Origin of the sequence: Saccharomonospora xinjiangensis XJ-54 (genome assembly GCF_000258175.1) — a bacterium.
GTDB lineage: Bacteria > Actinomycetota > Actinomycetes > Mycobacteriales > Pseudonocardiaceae > Saccharomonospora > Saccharomonospora xinjiangensis.
The window spans coordinates 4,139,444-4,158,670 of the sequence record NZ_JH636049.1; the positions used below are offsets into that span (position 1 = coordinate 4,139,444).

Annotated in this window: 15 protein-coding genes; 10 read left to right on the forward strand and 5 right to left on the reverse strand. The window is 68.3% G+C overall.

Features of this window, described 5'->3' with window-relative positions; all coding sequences use genetic code 11:
- The first annotated feature begins 277 nt into the window (after positions 1-277).
- The 6 genes from SACXIDRAFT_RS18810 (at position 278) to SACXIDRAFT_RS18835 (ending at position 8,967) form a co-directional block, all read left to right on the forward strand.
- A complete protein-coding gene (locus SACXIDRAFT_RS18810) occupies positions 278-817 on the forward strand; it encodes a YbaB/EbfC family nucleoid-associated protein (RefSeq protein WP_040922783.1) in 540 nt (179 codons plus the stop codon).
- 24 nt (positions 818-841) lie between these two features.
- Positions 842-1,150 (forward strand): type VII secretion target, encoded by a 309-nt coding sequence (locus SACXIDRAFT_RS18815; protein ID WP_006240250.1) that lies wholly within the window; start codon positions 842-844, stop codon positions 1,148-1,150.
- A complete protein-coding gene (locus SACXIDRAFT_RS18820) occupies positions 1,143-6,299 on the forward strand; it encodes a DUF8616 domain-containing protein (RefSeq protein WP_006240251.1) in 5,157 nt (1,718 codons plus the stop codon). Before SACXIDRAFT_RS18815 ends, SACXIDRAFT_RS18820 begins: the two co-directional genes overlap by 8 nt.
- A gap of 42 nt (positions 6,300-6,341) precedes the next feature.
- On the forward strand, positions 6,342-6,785 hold the full coding sequence (locus SACXIDRAFT_RS18825; RefSeq protein WP_040922784.1) for a hypothetical protein: 444 nt from the start codon (positions 6,342-6,344) through the stop codon (positions 6,783-6,785).
- Positions 6,785-7,945: a TNT domain-containing protein gene (locus tag SACXIDRAFT_RS18830; protein WP_006240255.1), complete on the forward strand. Its 1,161-nt coding sequence runs from the start codon at positions 6,785-6,787 to the stop codon at positions 7,943-7,945. Before SACXIDRAFT_RS18825 ends, SACXIDRAFT_RS18830 begins: the two co-directional genes overlap by 1 nt.
- 125 nt (positions 7,946-8,070) lie before the next feature.
- Positions 8,071-8,967 carry a hypothetical protein gene (locus SACXIDRAFT_RS18835; RefSeq protein WP_006240256.1) on the forward strand — a complete coding sequence of 299 codons (897 nt, stop codon included), beginning with the start codon at positions 8,071-8,073 and terminating at the stop codon, positions 8,965-8,967.
- A 139-nt stretch (positions 8,968-9,106) separates the two neighbouring features.
- Here SACXIDRAFT_RS18835 and SACXIDRAFT_RS18840 read toward each other — a convergent pair whose 3' ends face one another.
- The 5 genes from SACXIDRAFT_RS18840 to SACXIDRAFT_RS18860 form a co-directional block, all read right to left on the reverse strand.
- Positions 9,107-9,769: a methionine ABC transporter permease gene (locus SACXIDRAFT_RS18840; protein ID WP_006240257.1), complete on the reverse strand. Its 663-nt coding sequence runs from the start codon at positions 9,767-9,769 to the stop codon at positions 9,107-9,109.
- The gene (locus SACXIDRAFT_RS18845; protein ID WP_006240258.1) at positions 9,766-10,800 is read right to left on the reverse strand and encodes a methionine ABC transporter ATP-binding protein; all 1,035 of its coding nucleotides are present in this window, start codon (positions 10,798-10,800) and stop codon (positions 9,766-9,768) included. The genes SACXIDRAFT_RS18840 and SACXIDRAFT_RS18845 overlap by 4 nt, the downstream gene beginning before the upstream one ends.
- Entirely contained in the window at positions 10,797-11,762 is a 966-nt protein-coding gene (locus tag SACXIDRAFT_RS18850) for a MetQ/NlpA family ABC transporter substrate-binding protein (RefSeq protein WP_006240259.1), read from the reverse strand. The genes SACXIDRAFT_RS18845 and SACXIDRAFT_RS18850 overlap by 4 nt, the downstream gene beginning before the upstream one ends.
- Positions 11,763-11,918: 156 nt before the next feature.
- On the reverse strand, positions 11,919-14,234 hold the full coding sequence (locus SACXIDRAFT_RS18855) for a beta-xylosidase/alpha-l-arabinosidase (RefSeq protein ID WP_006240260.1): 2,316 nt from the start codon (positions 14,232-14,234) through the stop codon (positions 11,919-11,921).
- 8 nt (positions 14,235-14,242) lie between these two features.
- The gene (locus tag SACXIDRAFT_RS18860) at positions 14,243-15,283 is read right to left on the reverse strand and encodes a LacI family DNA-binding transcriptional regulator (protein ID WP_040922786.1); all 1,041 of its coding nucleotides are present in this window, start codon (positions 15,281-15,283) and stop codon (positions 14,243-14,245) included.
- A 159-nt stretch (positions 15,284-15,442) separates the two neighbouring features.
- Between SACXIDRAFT_RS18860 and SACXIDRAFT_RS18865 the strand changes: the two genes are divergently transcribed.
- The 4 genes from SACXIDRAFT_RS18865 to SACXIDRAFT_RS18880 all read left to right on the forward strand — a co-directional run bounded on the left by SACXIDRAFT_RS18865 (position 15,443) and on the right by SACXIDRAFT_RS18880 (position 19,146).
- A complete protein-coding gene (locus SACXIDRAFT_RS18865; RefSeq protein WP_006240262.1) occupies positions 15,443-16,756 on the forward strand; it encodes an ABC transporter substrate-binding protein in 1,314 nt (437 codons plus the stop codon).
- A gap of 62 nt (positions 16,757-16,818) precedes the next feature.
- Complete coding sequence (locus SACXIDRAFT_RS18870; RefSeq protein WP_006240263.1) at positions 16,819-17,661, forward strand: carbohydrate ABC transporter permease; 843 nt, start codon at positions 16,819-16,821, stop codon at positions 17,659-17,661.
- Entirely contained in the window at positions 17,661-18,503 is an 843-nt protein-coding gene (locus tag SACXIDRAFT_RS18875; protein WP_006240264.1) for a carbohydrate ABC transporter permease, read from the forward strand. Before SACXIDRAFT_RS18870 ends, SACXIDRAFT_RS18875 begins: the two co-directional genes overlap by 1 nt.
- Before the next feature lie 79 nt (positions 18,504-18,582).
- Positions 18,583-19,146 (forward strand): hemerythrin domain-containing protein, encoded by a 564-nt coding sequence (locus tag SACXIDRAFT_RS18880; protein WP_006240265.1) that lies wholly within the window; start codon positions 18,583-18,585, stop codon positions 19,144-19,146.
- Positions 19,147-19,227: the final 81 nt, after the last annotated feature.

Consider the following 19,227-nt stretch of genomic DNA (forward strand, 5'->3'; position numbering starts at 1 on the left):
CGCCGTGCGTGGCCGGGTGAGTCCGGCCCGAGACCGGTGCCTGATCCGTGGTCGCCGCCGTGATCGAGATGCCTGCGGACACGGTCGTGATGTCGCCGCCCTGGCCGGTCGCAGGAGCCGGAACACCGGGAGGAAACTCGCCGGGCCACCCGGTGCCACCTCTGTCGTGCGACCGCCTCACCTGGCATGATCTGTGCGCTGGCTCACGAAGGGGAACCGGCGTGGTGTGCCGGGCGTCAACACGGGCGCGACGGGATCGAACGGGGGGGTGCGGATCATGACGGACGGCGTGGACGCCAGTGACCGCATGATCGACAACTGGACCCGGCGGGTCCAGGAGCAGGCGCAGCGTTACCAGGCGATGGCCGCGCGAGTGCAGGAAATCTCGGTTACCGAGCGTTCTCCCGACAACGTCATCGAGGTGACGATCAACTCGAAGGGCCTGCTCACCGGACTCACGATCGCCGAGAGCGCGCAGGACAAGCGCATGGCCGAACTGTCGGCCCAGATCATGCGCACGGTCCAGACCGCGCAGTCGCGCATCCCCGCGCTGCTCCAGCAGGCGATGGCCGAGACGGTCGGCACGGAGGACCAGACGGCCGCGAAGGTCTTCGAGGAGGCGAAGAAGACCTTTCCCGAGCCTCCTGCCGAATCCGAATCGCCGCAGGAGGAGAGCCGCGAGCTGCACTTCGGCCCCGAGGAGGACGACGTCGCGCCGGAGCCACCGGCTCCACCGCCGCCGCCACGGCCGACAACCCGCAGGCGCCCTTCCGACGGCGACGACGACGATTTCGGCGGTCGTTCCATCTTCTCCTGACACACACGGATTTCTGGGGGTCCCATGCCGCAGGGCGGTTTCGAGGTCGGCGCGGACCTCGACGCGCACGCGACACAACTCGACGCGGTCGTCGAGCAGTTGACGCAGGCGCTTGAGGCCGCGCAACAGGTGAGCATGCCCACCGACGCTTACGGCATCCTGTGCCAGCCGTTCCGGATGATGCTCGACCCCGTCGAGCAGTTCGGCATCGACGCGTTGAGCGACTCGGTCGAGGCGATGCAGGCCACGGCCGACAAGGTGCGCAAGGCCGCCGAACAGTACCGGACGACGGACGAGACCTACCGCGACTCGATGCGGGGCGGCGATGTCTGAGCCGAACCCGCTCGTCGCGGAGGCTCCGCAGGACGGTGACGGCCCAGGCCCGCTGACCTCCGGCAACGGTGACCACGGCTGGGCGACGGGAATCGGGATCGCCGAGTCGGCCATCGACGCCTTCAACGGCATCCAGGAAGGCAACTGGATCGACGGCGGGCTCGGCGTGCTCGGCCTCGCCGCCGAGGGTGCCGCCGCCGCGATCGACCCCTTCGGCTGGCTGATGTCGTCCGTGGCGTCGTTCTTGATGGAGCACATCCAGCCGCTGAAGGACATGCTCGACTCCGTCTGCGGCGACCCGCCTGTGATCCAGTCGTATTCGGAGACCTGGGCCAACGTCGCGAAACATCTCGAGGAGACACAGGTTTCCTTCGCCAACGCGGTGAAGAACGGCACGACGGGATGGACGGGCGAGGCCGCCGACGCCTACCGCTCCTCGTGCAAGGAGCAGGAGGAGACCATCGCGGGCGCGGCGACCACCGCCGGCGCCATCAGCACCGTGGTGATGCTCTTCGGGGAGGTCGTCGCCTTCGTCAGGGAGACGGTGCGCGACCTCATCGCCGACCTGGTGGGCAAGCTGATCTCGTGGGTTCTTGAGACGGTGTGCACGCTGGGTTTCGGCACACCCGTCGTGGTGGCGCAGGCCGTGACAGCCATCGCCAAGTGGGCCACGAAGATCGCCGATCTGCTCAAGAAACTCACCGAGACCATGCGGAAGGCCTCGCCGCTGCTCGGCAAGCTGGCCGACGTGTTCGGGCAGGTCATGAAGGTGTGCGGCAAGATCCTCGGCAAGGTCACCGGCCTGGACGTCATCGACACCAAGAACATCATCGACGGCGGATTCGTCCAGCGACTCGGACGTGGCGGCGACGGCCCCGATGTCGGTGGTAACTCCGGCGGGTCCGGCTCGGGCGGCGGGTCCGATTCGGACGCTAGCTCAGAATCTGGTGGCTCGGGTTCGGATGACGGGTCCGGTTCGGACGGTGACCCGGGCTCCGGTGGCGATGCCACGACCGGTGGCGCAGACTCCGGCTCCGACGGGGGAACGAGTTCCGACGGCAACGGCGCTCCGCGAACCGGCGGGGAGGCGGACAGCGGCCGCCGTCCGCGCGGCGACGGAACAGGCGGTGGCGAATCCGGCGACGGTTCCGGTTCGCATTCCGGTGCGGGCGATCGAGACTCCACCGCGTCGCCGGACTCGGGGTCACGTCCCGGCCCGAACCGCTTCGGCGACACGGGAGAGCCCGGCACGTCGGCGACGGCACCGGACTCGCCGGGGGGAACACGCGGTGGCGACACCGCCTCGCCGAGCACACTGCGAAGCGACGCGCCGAACACCCTGGGCGCCGACGACTCCACGAACGCGGGCGGCCGATCGGCGAGCGACTACCGCAGCACGGCGGAGTCCGGGCCTTCACCACGGTCGTCCTCCGAGCCGATGTCCGGGCCGTCGTCGAATCCGTCGTCGTCGAATCCGGCGCCGACGGCGTCCTCCACCCCGCCGGATTCCTCGCCGAGTCCGGTTCCCGGCTCAGGGCCGGGTGATCGGCCACAGCATTCACCGTCCACACCGGATGGTGCGACGCCGAGCGGTGGCGGCGGCCCCGATGCGGGCTCTCCGTCCCGTCCGGACGGCCCGCCACCGCAACACTCCCAGGGCCAGCCGTCCGGCAGTCCTGCGCCGTCGCCGCAGCATTCGCCGGGCCACGCGCCGGATTCTGGCGGGCCGAGGCCGAGCGGACCCCAGCACACCGACAGCACGACGACAAGTGGGCTGGCCACATCCCCGTCGTCCCCTTCGTCGCCGACGGCGCCCTCCATGCCGAGGCCGGACACCTTGTCCCCGTCGCCGCAGCGGGGCCCGGATTCGTCCACACCGCACACGCAGCAGCCCATGGGAGCCGGTTCCACGGCGCCGGGGAACCAGGGCGCGCCGGGCGCGAATTCGCCGGGTAGCTCCTCACCCGGGGGCCGAGGTGGTTCGCCGAGGGGATGGACGGGAACGCCCGGCAGCCTGGGTGCGAGGCCGCACGCCGACGTTCCACCTGGCCGTCCCGGCCCCGACGGCCCGTCGCACCGGACGCCGCCGCGTCCTCACGGCGACATCCCGCAGCAGGCCGGTCCGCGCAGGCCGGGTCCTGGACCGGACCCTCACGCACGAGGCCCGCAGCCGAACCCACCGGCTCACGTTCCCACGCCGTCGCACGCGCCGAGGGGATTCACCTCGCCGCCGGGGCACGCGCCGAACACGCCGCAGGGCGGCAGGCCCTTCGGGCCGTCGCCGGACGCGGGGTCCGGCCCGCACACCCGCCCTTCGACACACGGCCCGGGGCCGCAGTCCCCGCAGACACCGCAGACATCACAGTCCCCGCAGACACCACAGACATCACAGCCCCCGCACTCGCCGCAGCCACCGCATGCCGCCCAACCGCCGCGCGCTCCGCACGCGCAGCAGATGCCGCAAACCCCGCAGGGGCCGCACGCGCCGCAGACCCCGCAATCGCCGCATGTTCCGCAGCGGCCGTCCGCAGCGCACGCGCCGCCCGCGCAGCCGGGGCAGCACGCCCCGCCGGGGCCGTCCGCGCCGCGCCCGAACCAGCCGGGGCCGCACGCTCGCCCCGACGGCAATGGCAGCCCGCATCAGCAGCCGAACGGCCCCGCCCCGCACCGGGACGGAGACGGCAGCCGACGTCCCGACCAGCGGCCGAATCAGCGCCCCAGCAACGACAGCGGAGACGGCAGGGACGGCGGGCCGAGGGCCCACGGCGACCGGAACGGTCCGCACGGCGGCGATCCACGCGATGGTGGCCCGCGCGACCGCGACCCCGACAACCGCGACCCCGACAACGGGGACCGCGACGGCAACCGGAACGAGGATCGGGACGACCGCGACCGGGCCCACGACGACGATCGGCCGACCCCGGACGAGGTCAACCAGCGGCACGCCGAGCGCACTCCTGCGGGGACGTCCTTCCACAGGGGCGACCCGGAGATGGGCGATCTGCCGCATCGAGTCAAACCTGACCCTGACGGCCGCTACACCGTGGACGTGCACGTCACACCTGATGGCAGGGCCCGCATCGGGGGGAGGGAGTACTCGCCGGAGGAGTTCGCCGACATCCTGCGCCGCAACGGCGACTACGACGGCAGGCCCATCCGCCTCATCGGCTGCGACGCGAGTTCCAACGACTTCGCGCGGCGGTTGTCCCGTGAGCTGGACACCGAGGTGATGGCGCCGAACAAGCCCGCATGGACGGACTCGAACGGCAACGTCTTCAGCTCCGACTACGAGATCGGCCCCGACGGCAAGCCCCGCCCGAAGATCCCGCCGAACGGCGAGTGGTCAACGCACGGCCCGGACGGTTCCACGTCCCGCGCGAGCGATGACGGCTTCACCCCCGACACGAGGGACGCGGACAAGCGGGACGTGTCCACGGAGACCTCGCGCGCGCGAGGCGACGGTGATCCCGACGATCCCGGCGCGAATCGGCCCGGCCAGGGCCAGTCCGGCGATCGGGACAGCGACCATCCGAACCGCAACCCGAGATCCCGTGAGCAGGAGGAGCAGCTTCGCGACCCCGAATACAGCAGGCGGCGGCGGGAGACTCCGCAGGCTGTTCGTGACTTCGAGCCACCCGCGAACAACCGGCCGGACAAGGTCGGCCCGGGTGAGCGCAACGGCATCCGGCCGCCGAAGCACGACGAGCCGTTCCCCGGGGACCGCACGCTGGAGGCGAACACCTCCTACGAGGTGCGCAACGACGACGGAACGTTGCGCGGGACCTACCACACCGACGACAAGGGGCGGGTCACACACATCGACACATCGGTCGAGAACCTGCCACCGAGGCTGAGGGACGGGTCGCCGAACCCGGATTACCGACCCAATCCCGAGGTCTCGCATCCTCCAGCGAACACGACGTTGCGAGTGGAGATCGACGGTGAGCATCAGGTGTTCCACACGGATGCCGACGGCATGCCGGAACCCGCCGTCAGGTTCGAGCGACCGGACTACCCCGCCGAGAACCGGCTCTCCATCCCACCGGGGCCGCCGAAGCCGCCGAGGTCCGGCCAGCCGTTCGTGACGCGCAACGACCTCGAACCGCACCACGAGTACGAGGTGCGCGACTCGCACGGCATGTACCGGGGCCGCTTCTACACCGACGGCGAGGGAACGGTGCGCTGGGCCGACGTCGATTCGGGTCGCCTCCTGCGCAAGAACCCGGATTTCGCCGACCTTCACCGCCTGGCCGAGAATGACAGGACGCGCAATCCGGAGGTGCGGCTCCGCCAGCGGTTCGATCCGGACTCACCGCCGAACGACGTGGTACTCCGCGGCGAGCCGGATTTGTTCAGCAACGCGGTGCGCGAGAATGTCACGCTTTCGCAGAAGGAGTCCTTCTTCAACGGCAGGCAACTCGAACCCAACCGGCAGTATGTCGTCCACAGCGACTACGAGGACCGCGAAGGCACGGTCACCAAGGTCCGCGCGGTGTACTGGACGGACTCGAACGGAGAGGTCGCGGTCGCGGAGACCTACCAGCCGCATCACCCCGACCTGAACAAGCCCGCACCCCGCGCCGTCTACAACGTGGATGGTGGCCGGTTCGTGTACGAGACGGGGCCACAGGTGACGCCGCAGCAGGGCGTCAAGGGCTACCGGACCGACACGGTCGCCGGGTCGAACGTCGAGGTACAGATCTCGGATAAGAACCAGGACCTCGTTCGGCAGGACGAAACGGCGCAGAAGACGGCTGGCGGTATCGACGGCAAGGAAAAGTGGATCAAAGCCGACGGAACCGACACCGGGCTCATGCGCAACAAGTACGACGGCGGCCACATGTTCGCCAACCAGTTGAGCGGGCCCGGCGAGCTGATCAACATGGTGGCCCAGTGGCGGGTCCAGAACGCTCAGCTCGACCTCGATGGCATGCACTGGCGGTCCTTTGAGGACGACCTGATCCGGTTCTTGCAGAGGGACGGCACGTCGATCGAGCGGATGGAGGTCTTCGCCCTGCGCGACGGCCACCGGGTGCCACACGAGTTGCAAGTACGCTGGATCGAGGAAGTCGGCGGGGTGCGGACCGTGCGCATCCGGAGCTTCCCGAACGACCCGGCCAGTGCGTCCGGGGCGAGTGGACAATCGTGATAGGTGCCCCTGGCCGGCAGTGTGGATGACAGAATCGGTGACATGACCGCGAATGACGAGTTGAGGTCGGAACTGGCCAGACAGGTCGGGCGCATGCTGCTCGATGCTGTCGAGGGGGAGTGGGTGCGGATCGATCTGAGGTGCAAGGTCCTCAGTGATGTCCACGATCTCGCGCTGACGGTGTTGATGTCCGACGGCAGTTCGCCCGCGGTTGCGGTGCCGGAAGGGATTGTGGAGCCGGTCTTGCGGATCCGTGAACTCGTTTACCGGGAGGGCGAGGGGACGTGGTTCTCGGCTCGGTGGATTCTGGATCCGCCCGGGCGGATGAACGTGAACTACAACTTGGAGTGGGATCCGTTGTGGGAGCCGGATGTTCCGGCGTCGAGTTGGCGGGCGGATCTGGAGAGGTTTCCTCGGGATGAGGAACACATGCCGGAGTGGCTCAGGGCGAAGCTGGCCGAGGTGCCTGAGGGGGGAGAAGTGTGATGAACGATGCCCTGGAAGACTTGCTCGAGGGCGAGCGGAAAATCGAAGAGCGAGAGTTGCTCGGCAAAATCGGGACGATGGTGGCCCATTTCGTTCCGGTGGATTGGGCTGTGGTGACGCTGGCTTATCGGGCGATGGGTGAGCATACGGAACTGTCGGTGCTGGTGCGGCGTGCCACCGATTACAACTTGTATTCGTGGACGCCTCCTGCTGTGGTGGCCGAGCACCTGGACAAGCTTCGAGCGGTGATGTATCGACGGGGCAGGGGGACCTGGTTCGAGCTCACCGGAATGGTCGCGGTCAACTCGGATATCGACGTTCGGTATTGGTGGGATGACAATCCGAACTGGCGCGAGGAACCGCCGGTGTCCGCTTTGGTGGAGGAGTTGGAGCGGTTCCCGCGTGATGCGGTGATGGTGCCGGAGTGGATGGCGGACAGGCTGAGCCGTCCTGTCATCGCGACTCTGGAGGATGCCGTGTATTACGGTGACGTGGAACGCCGGGTCGAGGGTGAGTTGGCGGAACTCGGTGTGGATCCGCGGTTCTACCGGATCAGGGACGTTGCGGATGGCGCGTGGTGCATGGTGCCGACCGAGTATTCCGCGCCTGGGGTGCCGGGCAGCGCGGAGCGGCCGAGGTGGGCTGTGTTCCTGGCGTTCGGGGGGAAACAGCTGGCGCGGGCGGAGTTCGCCACCTTCCAGCAAGCGGTGCGATATTTCTTCGGGCACCTGGTTTTGCACCTGACCGCGTTCCGTGACGAGCGCGCACCGGACGAGAACCGGCCGACCGAGGAGTGGCCGATTCAACCGGTGGGTGGCGACCGGGGGTTGGACAACTACAGCGGGAAGAAACTCATCACCGTGACACCGGGAACCGAGATCGATCGTTACGGCGATCTTTTCGGTAACACGGTGTTCGCCGCGCGCACGGAATTCCCGTATCGGTCCCAGCCAGCCGAAGAAGCCGACCTCCCCTACCGCATTTATCGGGTTCATCATTCGATCCGCGCGGTGATGGGTCAGGTCGTGGCCTCGCACGACCAGCCAGGCGGCGGCACCGCGTACGTGTTGGAACGACCCCTGAACGAACTGCTGTACTCCGGCGCCCTCGTGGAAATCACACAGGCAACCACTCGCGCCGCAGACGACGACACCGACTGAGAACCGGCCCGGTTCGTCAGCCACGACCCGGTGGGCAGAGCCGACGGCGTGTGGGCAAGGTGAGGACCTCCCACACGACGTTGTATCCGCCGCCGTGGTGAGTGCGATAGGAGTGACTTTCGGCGATGGCCACCCCATCCGAGCCGCTGAGCGAGCGGCGACGTGACGAGCTGTTGAGCAGGGTCGGGGCGGTGCTTGCGGGAGCGGCCCCGGCAGGGTGGACGCAGTTGCTGTGCGAGTACCGCGCTGCCGGAAGGCATGTGGAAGTCGATGTGACGGCGTTCCGAGCCGAGGGCCGGCCTGTCCCGATACGACCTCCGGTCGAGGTTGTGACCCTGCTCGGCGAGCTCCGCAGCGGGATGTACGAGCGTGGCCGAGGCACGTGGTTGAGCGCGATGCTGACGGTCGAACCGCCCGCGACCGTGTTCGCCGACTTCGCCCACAACACCGAGCCGCGCTGGCGGAGGACTCCGCCTCCACTCGGTTTCCAGGACGAGTTGCGCACACACCCGCGCGACGACACCCACCTTCCGGCATGGTTGCGGCACCGTGCCGGGTCGGCAGCCTCGGCCGACCGGGGCCCCACGCCGCAGACGGTCAACGTCACGGCACCGCCCGTCCCGGCCCCTGCCGACGAGCACGTCGCCGGTGATCTGCGGATGGCGAAGGTGTACGACGGGCTCGGCGGGGACGGGCGGCCGGTGGTGAACCGGCCACCGCTGGACCCGGCCGAGAAGGAGCGGGTGCTCGACTACCTCGGCGCGGCTCCCGTGATCCTGGCCGCTCGCAGCTACGACACCGACCCGTTCGATCCGGAGCGCCCGCCGTCGGTGCCGTTGACGTTCCGCACCGACGGAGCCTGGGTCTGGCCGGGTGCGGTGGCCTACCACCTGCGGGAGCACGATGTCGCGCCCGATCCGGACCTGCTGGCCCACGTCAGGCGCCGCGACTACGCGATGCCGGACGTCAGCGAGGAGGCCCGGCAGCGGGCTGTCGAGCTGGTGACGGGGCAGACCGGCTGACGGTTGCTCGCGGTCGCGCACACCGCGAGCAACCGGACGAGGGGACACCGCGCGGGCGGCCCTCGCCGCCACGGCCCACTGTCGGGGACGACGACACTCGGACTCCGTGGCGGCGGCCCTCGCCGCCACGGACATCTCCTCAGCGGCGTAGCGCGGCGCTGGCGAGGCGGTTGCCGAGGAACTGCACAACCTGCACCAGCACGATCATCAGGACCACGGCGACGGCGGTGACCGTCCAGTCGAACTGGTGGTAGCCGTAGGTGATGGCGAAGTCGCCAAGGCCGCCGCCACCGACGGCGCCCGCGACGGCGCTCATGTCCACCACGGCGACGAAGACGAACGTGTAGCCGAGGATCAGCGGTCCCAGCGCCTCGGGGACCAGCAGCGTCACGATGATCCGAAGTGGACTCGCGCCCATGGCGCGGGCCGCTTCGATCACGCCGGGGTCGATCGTGACGAGGTTCTGCTCCACGATGCGGGAGATTCCGAACGTGGCCGCGAGGACGAGCGCGAACGTCGCCGCCGCCGTCCCGAGTTGGGTGCCGACGACCGTGATCGTGAGCGGGCCGATCGCCGTGATGAAGATGATGAACGGGATCGGCCTGATGATGTTCACCACGACGTTCAGCACGGTGTGCACGACGCGGTTCGCCCACAAGCCCTGCGGACGGGTCGTGTAGAGGAGGATGCCGAGCAGCAACCCCAGGACGCCGCCGACGACGAGTGTGGCCGTGACCATCCACAGTGTCTGGCCGATCGAGTCGAGCAGCACCGGGCCCAGCGTGTCCCAGTCGGTGTTCACACCGTCACCTCCTGCACCTCTGTCACCTCACGCAATTCGGCCACCAGCGCGTCAACGTCCGGGTCCTCACCGATCAACTCCAGCGTCAGCCCGCCGAACGACTGGCCGCCCAGCTCCTTGATGCCGCCGTAGACGATCTCGAAACGCACGCCGTGCCGTGCTTGCGCACCCGACAGGACCGCGCCGATGGTGCTGCCGTCACGCACACGAGCGGTGACGAGCCGACCCGGATGCCGGGTGCGGATGCGTTCCAGGTTCGCGCCCCGCGGCTGGTCGCGCAGGACCGTCTCCACGAACCGCCGGGTCGTCTCGTGCTGCGGGTCGGTGAACACGTCGAGCACCGTGCCCTGCTCGACGATCCTGCCGGAGTCGAGTACCGCGACCCGGTCGGCGATCTCGCGCACGACCTCCATCTCGTGGGTGATCACCAGGATCGTGACACCGAGTTCGGTGTTCACCCGCTTCAACAGCCGGAGTACCTCGGCCGTCGTCTCCGGATCGAGCGCACTCGTGGACTCGTCGGCCAGCAGGATCTTCGGGTCCGTGGCGAGCGCCCTCGCGATGCCGACCCGCTGTTTCTGCCCTCCCGACAACTGGTCGGGGTAATGCCACGCCTTGTCGAGGATGCCGACGAACGTCAACAGTTCCGCGACGCGCCTCTCGATGTCGGCCTTCGGCCAGCCCGCGATCTTGAGCGGGTAGGCGACGTTGCCGAAAACCGTGCGGGAGCGCAGCAGGTTGAACTGCTGGAAGATCATGCCGATCTCGCGGCGCACCGCGCGCAGCCTGCGCTCGCCGAGGGCGGTGATGTCGGTGCCGTCCACGATCACCCGGCCGCTCGTGACCCGCTCCAGTGCGTTGACCAGCCGCACGAGGGTGCTCTTGCCCGCGCCGGAGTGGCCGATGATCGCGAACACGTCTCCGGCCTCCACGGTGAGGTCGATGCCGTCGAGCGCGGTGACCGGGTCCCGGCCTGACGTGCGGAACACCTTGCTCACGTCCCGCAGTTCGATCAGCGGCCTCGCCGTCATCGCTTCGCCGTCCGCACCGTGTCCGACAGCGTGGCGAGGATGTCCTCCAGCTCCTGCTGGGGGCGCGCAACCGGCACGGACGTGCCGCGCGACTCGGTCTTCACGGCGTCGAGCACCTCGGGGTGGTGGAACAGTTCGACGACCCTGCGATACGTCGGGTTGTCCTTGTCCTCGGCACGCGCCGCGATGATGTTGATGTAGGGCTCGGCGGCGTCGCTGCGGGGATCGTCGGAGTACAGCGCCTTGCTCGGGTCGAGTCCCGCGTCGAGGGCGAACCCGTTGTTCACGATGGAGGCGTCCACCGAGTCGAGCACGGCGACGGTCTGAGCGGCATCGACGGGGGTCACCTCCACCTTCGACGCGGACTTGTCGATCTCGGCGGGCGTGGACAGCGCGCTCCCACCGTCCCCCAGGCTGATCAGCCCCGCTTCCTGGAGCACCAGCAGCGCCCTCGCCTGGTTCGTGGGGTCCTTCGGGATCGCCACCGTGCCGCCCTCAGGAATCTCCTCGACGGCGGCGTGCTCGCGCGAGTACAGCGACAGCGGCACCACGTACGTGGAGCCGATCGGCGTCAGGTCGTCGTCGTTCGAGACGTTGTAGTTCGCGAGGAAAAGCACGTGCTGGAACAGGTTGAGATCGGTCTGTCCCTGCGACAGCGCCGGGTTCGGCTGGTTGTAGTCGCTGAAGCTGACCGTCTCGATCCGGATTCCCTCGTCCTCGGCGAGTCGCGTGAACGCCGTCCAGTAGTCCGAACCCGCCTCCGTGGTGCCGATGCGGACCGTCACGGTGTCCTGCGCTGTGTCATCCGATTCACCGCCCGTGAGGACGACGGTGACCGCGACGAGCGCGGCCACCAGAGCGACACCGAGCGCGATGAACGGTGCTTTCGAACGCCGGGGTCGTTCGGGGAGCCGGACTTCGGCCCCGCCTCCACCGGTGCTGTCGCTGTCGTGTGTCTGCATGTCACCTTCCTCAAGGAACCGCACGCGCGCCGATCGTCGTTCGCGTGGCCGATTCCAGCGTGTGACAGGGAACGGCCGTCCGGAAAGCTGTCTCACACGGTGGTCAGCCGAGGACGAGATCTCCACCACAGTGATGAGGAAGACGGGTGGCGAGTCTTACCGCAGGACAGTGGTCCTCACCGGTGTTGTGAGCACCCTGTCGGGCCCCACTTCCCTGACCGGCCCCGTCAGTTCGAACGACGACGAGCACGGCAGATCTGCCACGGAGCGGCCGACATACACCCCGATCGTTCCTGGCTCGACGATGCGGCGCAGGGTGCGTCCGGTGAAGCTGGTGCGGTCGGCGTGGAGGGTGAAGGTGATCCGCACGACCTCACCCGGCGCGAGATCGACACGGGCGAAACCCGCAAGCTGCCGCACCGGCCGGGTCACCTGAGCCTCCACGTCGTCGAGGTAGAGCTGCACCACCTCCGAGCCGGCTCGGTCACCGCTGTTGCGCACATCGACGGTGATGTCGAGGCTGCCGTCGGTGGGCACGCGTTCGGCGCTGAGGGTGAGGCCGCTGTGGTCGAAGGTCGTGTACGAAAGGCCGTGCCCGAAGGGGAAAGCCGGAGTCGGGTCGAGGTTGCTGATGCCGTCGCTGTTGGCCCCGAGCGGAGGATGCAGGTAGGTGCCCGGCTGCCCGCCGGGGTGTCGCGGCACCTGGACCGGAAGCCTTCCCGACGGGGCCACGCGTCCGGAAAGGACGGCAGCCAGCGCGGAGCCACCCTCCTCGCCGGGCAGGAAAGCCTGCACGACGGCAGCCGCATGGTCGGCGTGGGTGCCCAGTGCGTAAGGGCGGCCGGAGACCACCACGATCACCACCGGTGTGCCGGTGCTGAGAACAGCCGAGAGCAACTCGTCCTGGACACCGGGCAGCCGCAGGTCCGCGGCGTCGCAGCCCTCACCCGAGGTGCCCTCACCGAACAGTCCTGCCCGGTCGCCCACGACGGCGACGCACACGTCGGCGCCCTCGGCCGCCGCGACCGCCTCGGCGATGCGCGAGCGGTCATCGTCGTTGACTCCGCACCCCGGGGCGACGGTGATCTCGGTGTCCGGCAGTTCCGCACGCAGTGCGAGGGGCAGCCCTGCGACCTCGATACCGAGCCCGAACTCAGGGAAACGCGGCAGGACGTGATTGGGGTAGGAGTAGCAGCCGAGGAAGGCCAGCGGATCGTCGGCGCACGGGCCGACGAGTGCGATCCTCCGGTGGCTCGTGGCCAGCGGCAACACGCCGTCATTGGCCAGCAGCACGATCGAGCGCTCGGCGATGTGACGTGCGAGCATCCGGTTTTCCGGAGGGTCCAGGTCGATCGAAGAGTCTACATCGGACTCCGGGGTCCAGTCGGGATCGAGCAGCCCGAGCTGCGCCTTCTGGCGGAGAACCCGCACGGCGGCACGGTCGATCAGTTTCTCGTCGAGGTCACCTCGTCGGACCAGCTCGATCAGGCCGGTGCCGTAGCACAGGGCGTCGGGAAGCTCGACGTCGATCCCGGCCTCCAGCGCGAGTGCTCCCGCGTCGGAGGGGGACGCGGCGACCCGGTGCATGGTCGCGAGGAAAGCGACCGCCCAGTAGTCCGACACGACCGTGCCGTCGAATCCCCATTCGTCGCGCAGCAAACCGGTGAGCAGGCTCGCGTCAGCCGCGGCTGGAACACCATCGAGATCGACGTAGGCGTTCATCACCGAGCCGGCGCCAGCCGCCAGCGCCAATTCGAACGGCGGAAGGATGATGTCGCGCAGTTCCCTCGGCCCGATCGACACCGGCGCGTGATTGCGAGCCGCCCTCGACGCGGAGTAGCCGGCGAAGTGTTTGAGAGTGGCGATGACACCCGAGCTCTGTAGTCCCCGGACGTAGGCGCTGCCGAGCATGCCCACGAGGTACGGGTCCTCGCCGAGGGTCTCCTCGACGCGACCCCAACGGTAATCGCGGACGACATCCAACACCGGTGACAGTCCTTGATGGACGCCGACCGAACGCATGTCCGCCCCGATCGCCGTCGCCATCCGCTCGACGAGTTCGGGGTCGAACGTGGCAGCCCAGGCGAGCGGCGCCGGATAGACCGTCGCGCCGTAGGTGGTGAACCCGGTCAGGCATTCCTCGTGCACGATCGCCGGTATCCGCAGCCGGGTGTTGTCCACGATGCCGCGCTGGAGCCGCACGACCCGCTCCGTGCCGTCGGCGACGCCGACCGGCGCGGTGCCGAACACGCGCGTGAGGTGCCCGAGCCCGTGCTCTCGCCGCTGTTCGAAGGTGACGCCGCTCTGCGCGAAGACGTCCTGCATGGGCGCGACGTTGCCGTTGAGCTGCTCGTTGCCCGGCCATGCGCTGCCGAGCTGGGCGACTTTCTCCTCCAGCGTCATCGCGGCGAGCAGGGCCTGCGCGCGCCGGTCCGGGTCCGCCGACGTGTCGTGCCATAGCTGATCGGTCATCGTTCTCCTCATCGAGGTGCCGTCGAATCGCGCACGACGAGCTGGGTGGCCAGCTCGACGTGGTGGGAGTCCAGTGATTCGCCCGCTGCCAGCCGCAGCAGGGTGCGAAGCGCCACTCTTCCCATGTCGGGCAACGGCTGCCGGACCACCGTCAACGCGGGGGTGGCGAGGCTGGCGAGGATCGTGTCGTCGAAGCCCACCACGCTGAGATCGTCCGGCACGCGCAGGCCTCGCCGCCTGGCCGCCTCGATCACGCCGAGCGCGGTGGTATCGCTTGCCGCGAACACGGCCGTCGGCGGTTCGGGAGCCTCCAGTAGTCTGTTACCCATCTCCAGCCCTGCCGGGTAGCTGAATGCCCCGTGCAGGGCGAGGTCCGTGTCCGGCGACACTCCCGCCTTCTCCAGCGCGGCCCGGTATCCGTGGAGGCGGGCTTGCCCGCACGCGGCGCGCACCGGGCCGCCGACGAACCCGATCCTGCGGTGCCCCAGCGACAGCAGGTGCTCCGTCGCGGAGAGACCACCGGAGAAATTCGTGGCGCCTACGCTGGTGACGTCCACTCTCGGCAGGTTCAGCGGATCGATCACCACGAGCGGCACGTCTGCCCTGTCGAAGGCGTCCACCTGCTCCTCGGTGAGTTCCGAGGTGACGACGATGATGCCTTCCCTGCCCGCGGACTTGAGCCGGTTCGCCCAGCTCTCGGGGGTGGAATCGCCGGCAGGCCCGGTCTGCGCGGCAGGCACCCGGTTGACGACGACGTCCACTGCGGCCTCGGTGGCCGCCTCGGTGACCCCGCGTAGCACTTCGAGCGAGTACGGGCTGACAAGGTCGTCGAACACCAGGTCCACCACTCGCGCGGCGACCACACTCCGTCTGCCGACAGGGGGAACGTAGCCGAGTTCGCGCGCGGCCTCCTCCACCCTGGCGCGGGTCGAGGAGGCGACGTCGCCGCGACCGTTGATCACTTTGGACGCTGTAGGAAGGGAAACGCCCGCGGCCTCGGCCACCATCGCCAGCGTCGCTCGCCGTGGTGCGCTGGAACGACTCGGCACCGCAACCTCCACATCAGTTTCCGAAAAATTTCGGACCAACTATAGCTGACAGTGCCGGAAAATCGACCCTTGACCGTGCTTTACCGCGATTCTAAGGTGCGTATCCACACCAGGGTGTTTGCCGAAAAGTTTCGGGACCTTCGACGAGGAAGGCGCGTCATGGCACTGGGTACGAGACGCAGGTCAGCAGCGTTCGCGGCGGGGGCCGCTGCCGTCCTGGCACTGTCGGCCGCTTGCGGAACGAACGGGCCTGCTGGGGGGTCGGGGGCCAACTCCTGGGCTCTCACAGGTGGCGACGAGCAGACCATCCGGAGTTCCTTCGAGCAGTGGAACCAGGACAAGCCCGATCACGCGATCGAAGCCGAATTCTTCGCCAACGACGCCTACAAGCAGAAGATCCGCACGTCCATCGGTGCCGGCGGCGCGCCGACCCTGATCTTCGGCTGGGGTGGGGGCACCCTGCGCGACTGGGTCGAGGCGGACAAGGTGGTGCCGATCTCGGAGCTGGTGGAGGACGAGGCCGCGCTCACCGAGCGGTTCCTGCCGTCGGTGCTCGACACCGGCGCCGTTGACGGTGAAATCTACGCACTCCCCAACAACGGCATGCAGCCGGTGCTGCTCTACTACAACAAGAAGCTGTTCGACCGGATCGGTGCCGAACCACCGGCGACGTGGAGCGAACTCCTGGACCTCGTTCCCCGCTTCACGGAGCAGGGCATCGCGCCGTTCGCGATCGGCGGCCAAAGCCGGTGGCCCCAGCTGATGTGGCTCGAATACCTGGTCGATCGCCTCGGTGGCCCCGAGGTCTTCGACGCCGTCATCGCGGGCGAACCCGGCGCGTGGTCACACCCCGCTGTGCTCAAGGCTGGGGAGATGATCCGGGAACTCGTCGATGCGGGCGGGTTCGTCAAGGGCTACAACTCGATCGCGGCCGACAGCGGTGCCGACGCCGCACTCCTCTACACCGACAAGGCCGCGATGTACCTCATGGGTTCGTGGGCGTATCCGAGCATCAAGGACTCCGCGCCCCGTTTCATCGCCGAAGGCCACCTCGGGTACACGACGTTCCCCATGGTTGAAGGGGGTAAAGGGGATTCGGCCAACATCGTCGGTAACCCTGCGAACTACTGGGCTGTGAGCGCCGAGGCGTCCGAGAAGGAGAGAGCGGCCGCGGCGGCATACCTCACCGAGGGGCTGATGAACGACGACTACGTCACCACTCTGCTGGAGAACGGGTCGGTTCCTCCATTGCGGGGTGTCGAGAGCAAGCTGTCCACAACGGACGAGTCTGATTACTTGTCGTTCGTGTACGGCCTTGCTGAGAACGCCCCCAACTTCGAACTCTCCTGGGATCAGGCTCTCTCGCCGAAACAGGCCGACGCGCTGCTGACGAACCTTGAGCAGTTGTTCACCGGAGCGCTGTCGCCCGAACAGTTCTGCTCAGCCATGGACGCGACGATCGAACAGAAGTGACGGCAGTCGTGGACTCGCACCCCGTCGGCGCGCGAACGCGCAGCGCTGGGCCCTCTCCGATCATGGCGGCACCCGCGTTGATCTTCTTCGGCGTGTTCGCGCTGGTGCCGCTGGTCGGCGTCGTGGTTCTCAGCTTCGTGCACTGGGACGGCATCGCGCCGATGACGTGGGCGGCGTGGGACAACTGGTCGGATGTGCTCACCGACCCCGCCACGCTCAACGCGGTCTGGCTCTCCGTCAAGGTGATGGTGTTCAGCTGGCTGGTGCAGACGCCGATCTCCTTGCTGCTCGGCGTTCTCGTCGCGGGGCGAGGTCGTTACCGGGCACTGCTCGGTGTCCTGTACTTCCTGCCGATGCTGCTGTCGTCGGCGGCCATCGCGATAGCCTTCAAAGCCCTCCTCGACCCGAACTTCGGGATGAGCCTCGCGCTCGACGCCACCTGGCTGGCCAAGGACTGGCTCGGCGACGCGGACCTGGCGCTGTACGTCGTGGTGTTCGTCATCGCCTGGCAGTTCGTGCCGTTCCACACCCTGCTCTACCAGGCCGGGGTGCGCCAGATCCCGGCATCGCTGTACGAGGCTGCTCAGCTCGACGGCGCGGGCACCGTGCGGCAGTTCCTCCACATCACCCTGCCGCAACTGCGTTACACGATCATCACGTCGTCCACTCTGATGATGGTGGGGTCGCTGACGTACTTCGACCTCGTGTTCGTGCTCACCGGCGGAGGGCCGGGGGACGCGACGCGGATGCTACCGCTGCACATGTATCTCACGGGATTCTCCAGTGACGAGATGGGCAAGGCGAGCACACTCGCCGTCCTGCTCGTCGTCACCGGTCTCACCCTCGCCCTCGGCCTTTCCCGGTGGGCGAACTTCCGCCGAGGCAGCCAGCTGGAGGGTGTGTGATGGTGGCCGGTACCCGCAGGGGAGCAGGCACGAGGCCCAACGTGCTCGGCGGACTCGCCGGGTTCGCATGGCTGCTCGTCGTGCTCGTCCCCGTGTACTACGTCGTGATCACGAGCCTGCGCGACCAGGAGGGTTTCTTCTCGGCCAACCCACTGGTTCCCCCTGAGTCCGCGACCCTCGACAGTTACCGGCTGGTGCTGGAGAACGATTTCCTGCGCTACCTCGGCAACAGTGTGGTGGTGACGCTCGCGACCGTGGTCGTGACCGTCGGGGTGTCGCTGCTCGCCGCGTACTACGTCGTGAGGGCCGACGGCAGGCTTGCCCGCCTGACATACCAGACGTTCCTGCTCGGGCTCGCGATCCCGTTACAGGCCACGATCATTCCGGTCTACTACCTCATCACCCAGGCACACCTCTACGACACCCTGCTGGCGATCATTTTGCCGTCCTCGGCGTTCGCGATCCCGCTGACCGTCGTGATCCTCGCGAACTTCCTGCGCGACGTCCCGAACGAATTGTTCGAGTCCATGCGTATCGACGGCGCGGGCCACTGGCGGGTGGTGTGGAGTCTGGTGCTGCCGCTCACCAGGCCCGCCGTGGTCACCGTCGCGGTGTACGACGCGCTGACGGTGTGGAACGGCTTCCTGTTCCCGCTGATCCTCACCCAGAGCCCCGATCAGCGGGTGTTGCCGTTGGCCCTCTGGAGCTTCCAAGGGCAGTTCACGGTGAACATCCCCGCGGTGCTCGCGGCGGTGGTTCTCTCGACGCTGCCGGTGCTCGCCCTGTACATCCTCGGACGGCGCCAGCTCGTCAGCGGCCTGACGGCGGGCTTCGGTCGCTGAGCCGCCCACACCGTTTCGTTCGTGGCACCCGAGGGTAGTACGCGGCGCACACCGACCGTGACGAACGAAGGGACAGGCGATGACGAGCACGTCCGGGTCCGACCTGATCGATGTCATCACCGAGGACCACCGGCAGGTGGAGCTGGTGTTCGAGCAGCTGGAGGACCCCAGGGTGGAGCCGGGGCGCCGCAAGGAGCTGGTGGACCACGTGATCGCCGAACTCGTGCGGCACTCGGTGGCCGAGGAACAGCATGTGTACCCGGCCGCGCGCCGCCACCTCCACGACGGCGACGAGATCGCCGACCACGAGATCGCCGAGCACGCCGAGGTCGAGCGCCTGATGAAACGGCTCGAGGGTCTCGACGCCACCGAGCCGGCATTCGACAGCCTTGTGCGGGAGCTGATCGACTCGATCCGCCACCACGTCGAGGAGGAGGAGCGGGATCTCCTGCCGAAGCTACGGGCCGTCTGCGACGAGCAGGAGCTACGCGAGCTGGGGGAGAAGGTGATCGAGGCGAAGCGAACGGCTCCGACGAGGCCGCACCCGGCCGCGCCCGACATGCCACCGGCCAACCGCATCCTCGACCCCGGCGCCGGGCTCGTCGATCGTCTGCGCGACAAGCTGACCGGCAGGGAGGTCTGAGCGACGTCTGAGCGACGACTGAGCGACGTCGAACGACCCTGAGGGCGGTCACACCGCGTTTGTGGCCGACCGCGCCCGGGT